The 11,189-nt window shown below is 42.9% G+C and carries 9 protein-coding genes, 1 tRNA gene and 1 pseudogene; 6 read left to right on the top strand and 5 right to left on the bottom strand.

The features are described 5' to 3' along the window. Nucleotides 1–360, bottom strand: a 360-nt coding sequence (locus IM456_RS21725) for a hypothetical protein (RefSeq protein WP_287694013.1), incomplete at its 3' end; no start/stop codon positions are given. Between the two features lie 513 nt (nucleotides 361–873). On the opposite strand from IM456_RS21725, the pseudogene IM456_RS21720 reads away from it, so the two are divergent. Both IM456_RS21720 and IM456_RS21715 read left to right on the top strand, forming a co-directional pair. Further along, nucleotides 874–1,059 (top strand): annotated as a pseudogene (locus IM456_RS21720) (hypothetical protein); the annotation flags it as partial. Then, entirely contained in the window at nucleotides 1,059–1,871 is an 813-nt protein-coding gene (locus tag IM456_RS21715) for an urease accessory protein UreD (RefSeq protein WP_287694015.1), read from the top strand. The pseudogene IM456_RS21720 and the gene IM456_RS21715, both read left to right, overlap by 1 nt. A 427-nt stretch (nucleotides 1,872–2,298) precedes the next feature. Here the strand turns inward: IM456_RS21715 and ispE are convergent, their stop codons facing one another. Both ispE and rsmA read right to left on the bottom strand, forming a co-directional pair. Further along, the gene (gene ispE, locus IM456_RS21710) at nucleotides 2,299–3,240 is read right to left on the bottom strand and encodes a 4-(cytidine 5'-diphospho)-2-C-methyl-D-erythritol kinase (RefSeq protein ID WP_149985252.1); all 942 of its coding nucleotides are present in this window, start codon (nucleotides 3,238–3,240) and stop codon (nucleotides 2,299–2,301) included. 17 nt (nucleotides 3,241–3,257) lie between these two features. Further along, nucleotides 3,258–4,064: a 16S rRNA (adenine(1518)-N(6)/adenine(1519)-N(6))-dimethyltransferase RsmA gene (gene rsmA / locus IM456_RS21705; protein ID WP_287694019.1), complete on the bottom strand. Its 807-nt coding sequence runs from the start codon at nucleotides 4,062–4,064 to the stop codon at nucleotides 3,258–3,260. A 124-nt stretch (nucleotides 4,065–4,188) separates the two neighbouring features. Here rsmA and crcB (IM456_RS21700) point away from each other — a divergent pair, with 124 nt between their 5' ends. Next, the gene (crcB, locus tag IM456_RS21700) at nucleotides 4,189–4,578 is read left to right on the top strand and encodes a fluoride efflux transporter CrcB (protein ID WP_287694021.1); all 390 of its coding nucleotides are present in this window, start codon (nucleotides 4,189–4,191) and stop codon (nucleotides 4,576–4,578) included. Nucleotides 4,579–4,723: 145 nt separating this feature from the next. Then, on the top strand, nucleotides 4,724–5,128 hold the full coding sequence (gene crcB / locus IM456_RS21695) for a fluoride efflux transporter CrcB (RefSeq protein ID WP_287694023.1): 405 nt from the start codon (nucleotides 4,724–4,726) through the stop codon (nucleotides 5,126–5,128). Between the two features lie 176 nt (nucleotides 5,129–5,304). On the opposite strand, the gene hpnA is transcribed toward crcB (IM456_RS21695), so the two are convergent. Further along, a complete protein-coding gene (hpnA, locus tag IM456_RS21690) occupies nucleotides 5,305–6,291 on the bottom strand; it encodes a hopanoid-associated sugar epimerase (RefSeq protein WP_149985256.1) in 987 nt (328 codons plus the stop codon). A 169-nt stretch (nucleotides 6,292–6,460) separates the two neighbouring features. Between hpnA and IM456_RS21685 the strand changes: the two genes are divergently transcribed. Next, nucleotides 6,461–8,995: a glycogen/starch/alpha-glucan phosphorylase gene (locus IM456_RS21685; RefSeq protein ID WP_287694026.1), complete on the top strand. Its 2,535-nt coding sequence runs from the start codon at nucleotides 6,461–6,463 to the stop codon at nucleotides 8,993–8,995. Nucleotides 8,996–9,080: 85 nt separating this feature from the next. Here IM456_RS21685 and IM456_RS21680 read toward each other — a convergent pair. Further along, a tRNA-Asp gene (locus IM456_RS21680) sits at nucleotides 9,081–9,154 on the bottom strand. An 85-nt stretch (nucleotides 9,155–9,239) separates the two neighbouring features. Between IM456_RS21680 and IM456_RS21675 the strand changes: the two genes are divergently transcribed. Then, nucleotides 9,240–11,090, top strand: coding sequence for a tetratricopeptide repeat protein (locus IM456_RS21675; protein ID WP_287694028.1), 1,851 nt, complete (start codon nucleotides 9,240–9,242; stop codon nucleotides 11,088–11,090). Nucleotides 11,091–11,189: the final 99 nt, after the last annotated feature.

The following is an 11,189-nucleotide window of genomic DNA, read 5'->3' as shown; positions in this document are numbered from 1 at the left end:
ATTACTATAGGAGGAGTTGTAGGCATAGCCATACTCTGACCCTAGACCATAATAACCGACCCCAGAAGACACATAGGCGTAGTCGTAACTGGGTGAATCGACTCCATCATAGTCCCCACCACCGTCATAGTAGCTGTTGACGTAGATGTAGGTGTTACTGCCACTATAACCCGTATCATAACCATAGTCATAGACAGAATCGATGGAATAGTAGCCGTAGTCACTGGTTTCGTTGGGGTAGTAATACAGGTACTGTCCACTATAGTAGCCTAGAGAACTGTCTCCATAACCGTAACCTTGATAGAAGTCTCCGTTGCCATAGTCGTAGGTGTAACTGAAGTAGATGTCGTTGCCAGCCATATATTAAATCCTCACCAGATAATGAGAAAAGAAAGTTATCAAACAAGAGAGTCCGAGCGTTTTTTTCTACTAGCCAGACGCTCCGAATCTCAGAGGGGACAGAGGACTATTTAGGGTTTGAATTAGGTTAGGGACAATTTTCCTCCCCCTTCGTCCTATCCTACACCAAATATTAAATGGTAATCTTTAACATTTATGTAGAAGATTATGCTGAAAAACTGAAATGCCTATAGGAAAAAGGTTTCGACTCAATAAAGTCTATAAGAAAGGCACAAAAAAGAGTAACTGCCGAGGCCGAAGGAGTGACAAGCAGATTGAAAGTGAGACACTAGACTTCAACCTCGTTGTCACCCCTTCGGATAGTTTAGTTATTCGGGTGACGGCTCTTCTGGTTTCTGTGTGGAAACGAGGTCTATACTGATAGTTTCTTCGGCAAAATAGCCCTAAAAGTTTTGCCCGATAAGCATTTCACGATTCCATAAGCAAAAATTATCACACAAAGTCGAGAAGAGCAGGGTGACGAAACCCCATCTGGTTTATCAAAAATTCGAGCTAAAAAATCCTCTCCTGGTCGGCAAAAAAGCAGAAAGTGAATATATTTTACTGATCAGGGATAAAGAACAGCAAATAGAAGTTAAAATTAATCTCAGTCCCGAAAATTATCGGCAATTTCTAGAAACCATGACTGAGGAGCAATAATGTGGCAGGGAAACCTAGAACTAATTTACAAGCAAAAAAATCTCGCAACCGAGATTAATCACCTCTATGCTACCGCTCCTTTAAAAGTACAAAGACCCTTTTATCCCGAAGGAAAACATCTTTGTCATACGGTGATTTTACACACGGCGGGGGGAATAGTTGGTGGTGATGTTCTGCGACAAAAAATTCATCTCCAAGCCGCTACTAATGCCCTGATTACCACTGCTTCTGCTGGAAAAGTTTACCAGAGTAATGGTCAGATGGCACAGCAATTAATCGAGATTAAAATCGATGACAATGCCGGTTTAGAATGGCTACCCCAAGAAACAATTATCTTTAATGGTGCAGCATTTCGCCAACATTTACGAGTGGATTTAGGGGAAAATAGCAGTTGGTTGGGATGGGAAATTACCCGTTTTGGTCGCAGTGCGAGAGGGGAGAAATTTTTAGCGGGAGAATGGCATTCTAATTGGGAAATTTGGCGATCGGGACAACCTTTATGGATTGATCGATCCTTCCTGTTGGGTGGTAAAATGATCGAGGGATTTTCCGGTTTAAATGATAGCGCCCTGATCGGTACTTTAGTTTATATCGGTCAACCAGTGGGCAGAAATTTAATCGAGAAAGTGAGAGATTTTTCCCTAGAAGGAGAGATGGGAGTTACTAGCACTTTAGGAGATGGTCTTTTGTGTCGTTATCGGGGTAATTCTAGCGGTGAAGTGCGACAATGGTTTCAGCAGGTTTGGCAAATTTTAAGGCGAGAAATGAGCGATCGAGAGGCAATTATTCCGCGAGTTTGGTTATCTTGGTAAGTAGGGTTTGCTGAATAAATGTGAAATGTAGGCAAGGTAGGGGTTTTGTGGCTTTTCTCGCGAAACAGGTGCAAGATTTTGAGAGAATCGTGCTTCAAAACCTTGCGTCTTCATCGGCCCGCATCCTGTAGGGGCGAAGCATTCGGGCAATAACCTATCGGTGAAACCGGAGATTTTCTATCCGAATGCTTCGCCCCTACTTTTTGCCGCAAACCCTACTTAAAGGCGGTTAATGAAACCTCTTGCATAATTAATTTTTGAGGGTTCAAAAACGTCAAAAATAAGGATTAAATCGCATAAAATCTGTAAATAGACCATTTAACTGATTATCATTCATTCTTAATTCTCCTGACTACTGACTACTGGCTACTGACTCCTAACCCTAACAACAATTTTTGATTTTTACAAGAGGTTAATTATCATTTTTTCAAGTCACTTGAATGCCTGTATCGGTGATTGGGGCTATCCAAAATTGTAGATCGGGAGCGACGAGAATTTCCCGGGCCTCTTTAACGATAGTTTCCGCCACTTCCTGAGATGAACAGAGAGTAAAAACCGTCGGGCCAGAGCCTGACATCATCGTTCCCAAGCCGCCTAAATCGCCCAGAACCTGTCGTAACTCGGCTACGAGGGGAAATTCGGGTAAAACCACCTTTTCGAGGTCATTGTGGATAAATTTGCCGATAGCGGCTGGTTTTTTCTGGGCGATCGCTTGTACCAAAGCCCCGGAACTCACCTGCTGACGACGGTGATGAAAGTCCTCTGGAGAAGACAGATAGGTATCCTGAAATTTTTGCCGATAGCTTTGGTAGGCCCAGGGTGTAGAAACGGATAAATGGTCGTATTTGGCTAAAATCACCCATAATCCGGTCAGAGGAGCGATAGGATCGAGAATTTCTCCCCTTCCCGTACAGATAACCGTTCCTCCTGTCACACAAAAGGAAGTATCGGACCCCAATCTTGCCGCTAAAGTTTCTAATTCCGGACGGGTTAACCCTAATTCCCAGATTAAATCGATACCGACTAACACCGCCGCCGCGTTGGTGGAACCCCCCGCTAAACCGGCAGCCACGGGAATATATTTGTCGATGGTGATATCGATGCCGCCGTAATTGGCAAAGAGGCGGGGGAATTCCCTCGCCATCAAAGTGGCAGCCCGATGGGCGAGATTACTGCTATCTTGGGGGACGAGGGGATGATGGCAAAAGAGACGGAATTCCTGCAATCCGTTGGGCCGGAGAGTGATGCGATCGCATAATGCCACCGTCTGCATCACCATCACTAACTCGTGGAAACCATCGGGGCGATCGCCAACGATTTCTAGATATAAATTAATTTTAGCGGGGGCTAGAAGGGTATAACTGTGCATTTGTCAAGGAAAAAAATCTAAAATTTTGGCAGTTGACCTAATTTTTCCGCCAAGTCAATCCATTGCGATAAACTGAGATCTTCGGCGCGAGCGAGGGGATTAATTTCTAATTGTGTCAGGATTTGGCTTAATCGATCGCTATCTAGACAATTTTTGAGATTATTGCGTAACATTTTGCGCCGGTTGGCAAAACCCCAGCTAATTAAAGTGGACAAAAAGGCAGCATTACTGACATTATTCGGCAAAACACGGGGTAAAAGCTGAATTACCGCCGAATCTACCTGGGGAGGTGGGGAAAAGGCCCGCCGGGGTACATCACAAATCCATTGACAATCGGCAAGGTATTGAATGCGGACGCTCAAAGCACTGTAAGCTTTGGTGGAGGGGACAGCGACTAATCTTTCGGCGACTTCTTTCTGGACTAAGAGGGTAATACTCTGGTAAGGGGGGGTGAAGGGATGGGCGATCGAACCGAGCAGCTTTTCGAGAATCGGACTGGTGATATTATAGGGAATATTAGCCACTACCTTATTAACCGGCGGCAGTTGCTCCGGTTTAAGGGTAAGAAAGTCGCCTGGTATGAGATGAAAGTTATCTTGTTGGCCAAATTTTTTATTTAAAATTGTCCATAGATCTCGATCGATTTCTACAGCGACAACCAATTGAGCGCCATCGAGAAGACGACGGGTTAAAATGCCTGTACCAGGACCGATTTCTAATACCCGATCCTCTGATTGTAAATTAGCAGCGCCGATGATGCGATCGAGTATCGATTCATCTTTTAACCAATGTTGTCCAAAACGTTTACGCGGTTGAATTTTCATACCTCTATTTTAAAATCAGAGGGTTGTCCTCGACAATAACACCCCTGAAAATATCGACCATGCGATCGATAACCGCATCAATTATGATAGAGCCTAGGCAAAGATAGCAAAAAAATTAGATACAATGTCAGATTTGAACGATGTTTTCGCAATTGTAGCAGGAGCGGTTCCGGGGGCGTTATCTCGTTATCATATTACCGAATGGACAAAAGCAAAATTCGGCTTGCGCTTTCCCTATGGAACCTTTATTATTAACTTAACCGGCTGTCTAGCTATCGGTTTCTTTTTGGCTATTTTACCCAGTTTTCCCTTTTATTCCCACGAACTAGATTTAATGGTGAGAACGGGATTTTTAGGAGCTTATACCACCTTTTCCACCTATAGTTTAGATATATTGATCCTCTGGCGCAATCAACAAAATTTTCTCAGTCTTTTTTTTGCCGTTGCTAGTATCATTTTCGGATTGATTGCCGTGAGAATCGGGGCAGCTATTGCCCAAGTTTTTCTAGGTTAAGTAGGTAGGCGTTAAAAACTATCAGATGCCCCCCTTATCAAGGGGGGATTAAGGGGGGATCGAACCTAAAATCCATTTTTAATTTAATTATAACCAGCTACTTAATTCTCCACTTTATTGACTATTGAAGGGCAGGACAGACAGCATGGATTTTTTCAGGGGACGTTATGGTTTATTCGTGGCGATTGGGGCTATTTTTGGGGCTTTGAGTCGTTTTTATATCGGAGAATTAATTGACAGTATTTTCGGTCAAGAATGGGGATTTGTAGGAACATTTTTTGTTAATCTTTCTGGCTGTTTAGTTATTGCTTATGTTTTTACTATAGTTAGGGAAAATATTCGCATAATTGCCCCAGAATTAGGATTGATGATTGCCACGGGTTTTTGTGGTTCCTATACAACTTTTTCCACCTATAGTTTGGAGGTCAACAAGTTTTTAGAGCAGGGAAACGTGACTTTCGGTTTAATTTACTGGTTGGGCAGTGTTCTTGGGGGGATGATTACGCTTAAAATTGGAGTTACTTTAGCAAGAACAGGTTTTCCTAGATGAGTTATTAAATAGATTTTGCGTCAGATCCCCCCTGCCCCTAGGGTTGATTCATAGTAGGGTTGATTCATGAATCAACCCTACTACCTTGATAAGGGGGGTGTCTGACAACTTTTAACACCTAACTACTTAAGCATTTCAGCACAATTGAGACCATCTTTTTCCTTTCCTCCCCAGTCTTAATAAGTAATGTCTCCATTGGTTTGAAACCAATTGATGGCATCAGCTAAAGCTTGTCTAATCGGCGATTGGGGTAAGCCTAGTTCTTGCACTGCCTTCGAGGAATCGTAGTACATGGACTGTTTTGACATTTTCACGCCATCAAGGGGTATAGAGGGGGATTTCCCGAGGACAGGAAGAACTTTTTCATCTAACCAAGCTATTAGTAAAGGAATCCAAAAAGGTAAAACAATTTTCGGGGCATTTATGCTGGTAATTTCGGCTAATTCTGTCAACAAAGTTTTTAAAGAAGTGTTTTGATGACCTAAAATATATCTTTCGCCAGTTCTGCCCTTTTCTAAAGCTAATAAATGTCCCCAGGCCACATCGCGCACATCAATTAGATTTAATCCCGTATTCACATAAGCGGGCATTTTTCGCCGCAAAAAACGGAGAATAATGTCGCTGGTGGGTGTAGGCTTGATATCAAATGCTCCTATGGGCGTACTAGGATTAACTATAACGATATCCTGTCCTCTTTGTACTGCTTTGAATGCCTCCTGTTCTGCCCAATACTTCGATTTTTTATAATAACCCACTAATTGATGGGCGGGACTTTGATAAGTTTCATCGACACTTTCACCCTTTTTACCCACTCCAATGGCGGCCACGGAACTGGTATAAACTATTCTGGCAATTCCCGCTAAATGCGCCGATTCTAGAACATTTCTTGTGCCTAAAACATTGTTTTGGTAGAGTTGATGTCTATCCTTTTGCCAGAGAGAATAGTGCGCCGCTACATGAAAGAGAACTTCGCATCCGACCATTAATTTAAATAAGTTCTCATCATTTAAATCACCCCAGACAATTTCCACGTCTAAACCCCACAAATTTCTGAGATTACTGTGGGGACGGACGAGGACGCGCACTTGGTAGCCTTCAACTAAAAGCAATCGCACTAAATTCGCCCCGATAAAACCCGTCCCACCCGTCACAAAAGCACGCATTGCTCAAACTTTCTCCTATTTTCGCTTCCTATCGGTAACTGAAATTTAATCACCTTAACTTTATTATTACTATACCTTAATCTTAGTCAATATTTAAGCTTTTCTTGATAAAATTTGTGGACAGATTATTTTAGACTAAGAGCAGTAAATCTTCAGTAAAAATCCTCCTATGAATCCATCTCCAGAGTCAACTTTTGTTTGTCCGATTATCATCGAAGACGACAGAACAGGATTAGACACAGAAACTATCCGACGGGCTTTAAGGGATAATTTACTCTATATTCAAGGTAAATTACCGGAATTAGCCAGCAAAAACGATCTTTATATGGCCCTAGCCTATACAATCCGCGATCGTTTATTGCAGCGTTGGTTAACCACCCAACAAACCTATCTAAAAAAAGATGTCAGAACCGTTTGTTATCTCTCGGCCGAATTTTTAGTCGGTCCCCATTTGGCTAATAATTTAATTAATCTCGGTATCTACGAACAGGTCCAGAAAGCTGTCAGCGAATCCGGATTAAAACTAGAAGAATTAATTGCCCAGGAAGAAGAACCTGGGTTAGGAAATGGTGGTTTAGGTCGTTTAGCAGCCTGTTATTTAGATTCCCTTTCTACCCTAGAAATTCCGGCTATTGGTTACGGTATTCGCTACGAATTTGGTATCTTTGATCAAGAAATCCACGACGGTTGGCAGGTAGAAATAACCGATAAGTGGTTACAGTATGGAAATCCCTGGGAAATTGCCCGACCGGAATCATCGGTAGAGGTAAAATTTGGCGGTTATACCGAGTCCTATACCGACGAAAATGGTAATTATCGCAGTCATTGGATTCCCGATTATGTAGTCAAAGGAATTCCCTACGATACCCCAATTCTCGGCTATCGAGTTAACACCGCTAATACCATGCGTCTATGGAAATCAGAAGCTTGTGAATCTTTTGATTTTGGACGCTTTAATCGCGGCGATTATTATGGTGCGGTGGATAATAAAGTTCACTCGGAAAATATCAGTAAAGTTCTCTATCCTAACGATGAACCAATTCAAGGCAAAGAACTGCGTTTAGAACAGCAATATTTCTTTGTTTCCTGTTCCCTACAGGATCTGATTCGTATTCACTTACATGAAAACCCCAGTCTCGATAATTTTCATCAAAAATGGTCGGTACAATTGAATGATACTCACCCTTCTGTCGGGGTGGCTGAGTTAATGCGCTTGTTAATTGACGTGCATCATTTCGATTGGGATAAAGCTTGGTTTATTACTCAAAATACCTTCGCCTATACTAATCATACCCTTTTGCCAGAAGCTTTAGAAAAATGGCCTTTGAGTATTTTTGGTCGTCTTTTCCCCCGATTAATGGAAATTATCTATGAAATTAACCATCGTTTCTTGGATAAAATTCGCATTATTTATCCCCATGATGACGGCAAAATGTCCCGTTTATCTATAATCGATGAAAGCGGCGAAAAATATGTCCGTATGGCTCACCTCGCCTGTGTGGGTTCCCAGGCAATTAATGGGGTGGCAGCCCTCCATACAGAATTACTGAAAAAAGATGTTCTGCGCGATTTCTATGAACTCTTTCCCGAAAAGTTTAGCAACAAAACCAATGGAGTTACTCCCCGGCGCTGGATAGTTTCTAGTAATCCCCGCTTAACTTTTGCGATTACCGAAAAAATCGGCGAAAATTGGATTAAGCATCTGGAGGATTTACGCGGTTTAGAAAACTATGTGGATGATGGGGGATTTCGGGACTCTTGGCGACAAATTAAATACGATATTAAGGCAGATTTAGCCAATTATATCGATAAAAAAGTCGGCATTAAAGTTGATCCTAGTACCCTCTTTGATGTGCAGGTAAAACGCATTCATGAATATAAACGACAACACCTCAACGTTTTACATATCGTTACTCTCTATCATCGTCTCAAAAATAACCCCAATCTCGATATTACCCCACGCACCTTTATTTTTGGTGGTAAGGCAGCCCCGGGTTATTTTATGGCAAAATTAATCATTAAATTGATTAATTCTGTGGCGGAAGTGATCGATAATGATCCGACAATTGGAGGACGGTTAAAAGTGGTTTTCCTACCCGATTATAATGTCACCTTCGGTCAACGGGTTTATCCGGCTGCCGACTTGTCCGAACAGATTTCCACGGCCGGGAAAGAAGCTTCGGGAACTGGTAATATGAAATTCTCCATGAATGGGGCCTTAACTATCGGCACTCTCGATGGGGCAAATATCGAAATTCGTGAAGAGGTGGGGGCGGAAAATTTCTTTCTTTTTGGCTTGACAACCGAGGAAGTTTATGCTAAGAAAGCCGCTGGTTATAATCCCCAAGAATACTATTACCACAACGAAGAATTGCGGGCAGTATTAGACCTCATTGGTTCGGGATTTTTTAGCCGGGGTGATAGTAGTTTATTCCGCCCGCTTGTGGATAATCTTATCTACAATGATCCCTATATGTTACTGGCCGATTATCAGTCCTATATCGACTGTCAGGAAGGAGTCGGTCACGCTTATAAAGAGCAAGAACATTGGAGTCGTTTAGCGATTCTTAATGTGGCCCGCATGGGTAAATTCTCTAGCGATCGATCGATTCGGGAATACTGCGAGGAAATCTGGCGGGTACAACCGGTAAAGATTGAATTACCCGATTATACTCAAGCCAATGCCGGTTTATCGGTAAATTAGAACCAATCTAGGCAGTAGGATCCTCTTTATTTATTCTACTGCCCACAGCATAACCAGCCTTGGGCGACTCTAATCTAGATTTTTACGGGATTGACGGGGCTCGAACCCGCAACTTCCGCCGTGACAGGGCGGTGCTCTAACCAATTGAACTACAATCCCATTTTTGCGACAATTCTGATTATAACTTCATCATCCTGGTTATGTCAAGCACCTCTGGGAAAATTTTTTTTGAGGGAGTGGGGAAGTGGGAAGTGGGAAGTGGGGAGAGGGGAGTGGGGAGAGAGGAGAAGGAAGTGGCAAGTGGGGGCGTTATCCAGAAGCGCTCAAGGCTGGCAATAAGGCGATTAAAATTAAACCAGACCATGCTGAGAGTTACTTTCGTCGTGGTCAAACTCGTTGGTCCATGGGAGACTATCGAGGAGCAATCGCCGATGTCAATGAAGCGTTGCGCCTCCAACCAGATTTGGCGATCGCTTACCAATTCCGAGGCACACTGAAGTCACAACAGGGAGACAATCAGGGAGCGATCGCCGATATTAATGAAGCGTTGCGCCTTCAGCCCGATAATGCCGGGGCTTATGCTACTCGGGGAATTGTCCACGCTAGAATGGGAGACCAACAGAGACTTGCTGAGGACTTCAATAAAGCTTTAAGTCTCCAGCCTGACGATGCCCAGATCCATCAAAATCGTGGTTACGCCCGTTTTATCCTAGAAGACTATCAGAAAGCAGTTGAGGACTACACTGAAGCCATCCGCCTTGCTCCTGAATCAGCCTATCAATTCTACACGGAGCGGGGGTTTGTCCGCTATCAGCAGGAAGACTATAAAAAAGCTATTGAAGATTACACTGAGGCTTTGCGCTTCCGTCCTAACTATGTCATGGCTTATGTTCGCAGGGGGGAAGCTTACGCTAAGTTAGGGAATCAGCAGGGATTTACTGAAGATTTCAAGAAAGCTCTCAGCCTCCAGCCTGACAATGCCTGGATTTATACTGAGAGAGGAGATACCTACTTTTTTCTAAAGGACAAACAGAAAGGGATAGGAGATTACGACGAAGCTATACGTCTTGCTCCTGAATTAGCCTATTGGTACTATAATGCGCGGGGCTATCAGTTTTATGGACAGGAAGACTATAAGGCTGCGATTGTAGATTACACCAAAGCCATTGGACTCAAACCCGACGAGGCTTGGTCTTATTACAACCGAGGGGATGCTTACAGGCTTCAGGAAGACTATAAAGAAGCCATTGCCGATTACACTGAAGCGATTCGCCTTAAACCTGACTTAGCTGATGCCTTCAATCGACGGGCTATTACTTATGCGCGTCAGAAGAACTATCAAGGAGCTATCAAAGACTATACAGAAGCAATCCGTCTCGCTCCTAATAATGTCGTGTACTACAGTAACCGAGGCAATTCTTACTCTAGCTTAAAAGATTATCAAGCAGCGATCGCTGATTACACAAAGATTATTGACCTCCAGCCTGATAATGCCAAGTCCTATTTTCAAAGAGGAAATTTGCGCTACTCAATTAAAGATTATCAAGGAGCGATCGCTGATTGCACGGAAGCCATTCGTATTAAACCTGACTATGGTGATGCTTATGGCTATCGGGGTTTAGCGAAGGCCGAGATAGGAGATGAACAAGGAGCAATTGAAGATTTGCAAAAAGCCGCACAACTTTTCCGTGAACAAGGGAATGACGATGCCTATCAAGTAGCACAGACAAAAATTCGAGAAATTCAAGGCATAAGCACAGAGGATGAACAGGTAAGTCGAAGCAATCCTCAAAATGTAGAAGCTTATCTCGGCCGAGGTATTGGCAGCTATAAAAGAGAAGATTATCAGACGGCGATCGCTGAATATAATGAGGCTATTCGTCTCGCTCCTCAGAATGCTTTTGCTTACAATTTGCGAGGTAATGCTTATTTTGCTCAGGAAAATTATCAGCAAGCTATCAAAGACTATACCCAGGCTATTCGTCTAAATCCTAAGTTTGCTGTAGCCTACTCGAATCGGGGAAATATTTACTACGAATTAGAGGACTATAAGGGCTCTTCGGGAATTGTTATGCAAATAATTAACTTAAAATAAAATTCGATGAGAGCGCCTACGCTCAAAAGTAGCTGAAATCCATATAGAGAAGGACTTAAGGCACAAACAAGTTAATACCAAAAGATAGACAATCGAGTT

The organism is Microcystis sp. M079S1, assembly GCF_020246425.1.
Taxonomy (GTDB): Bacteria; Cyanobacteriota; Cyanobacteriia; order Cyanobacteriales; family Microcystaceae; genus Microcystis; species Microcystis aeruginosa.
The sequence above is the reverse complement of the archived record's forward strand: the minus strand, read 5'-3'. Positions and strand labels throughout refer to the sequence as shown.

Excerpts from the sequence above, each read along its gene's own strand:
- hpnA (WP_149985256.1), bottom strand. The coding sequence starts at position 6,291 with ATGCGTGCTTTTGTGACGGGTGGGACGGGTTTTATCGGGGCGAATTTA.
- crcB (WP_287694021.1), top strand. The coding sequence starts at position 4,189 with ATGTCAGATTTGAACGATGTTTTCGCAATTGTAGCAGGAGCGGTTCCG.
- ispE (WP_149985252.1), bottom strand. The coding sequence starts at position 3,240 with ATGCACAGTTATACCCTTCTAGCCCCCGCTAAAATTAATTTATATCTA.
- rsmA (WP_287694019.1), bottom strand. The coding sequence starts at position 4,064 with ATGAAAATTCAACCGCGTAAACGTTTTGGACAACATTGGTTAAAAGAT.
- crcB (WP_287694023.1), top strand. The coding sequence starts at position 4,724 with ATGGATTTTTTCAGGGGACGTTATGGTTTATTCGTGGCGATTGGGGCT.
- IM456_RS21685 (WP_287694026.1), top strand. The coding sequence starts at position 6,461 with ATGAATCCATCTCCAGAGTCAACTTTTGTTTGTCCGATTATCATCGAA.
- IM456_RS21715 (WP_287694015.1), top strand. The coding sequence starts at position 1,059 with ATGTGGCAGGGAAACCTAGAACTAATTTACAAGCAAAAAAATCTCGCA.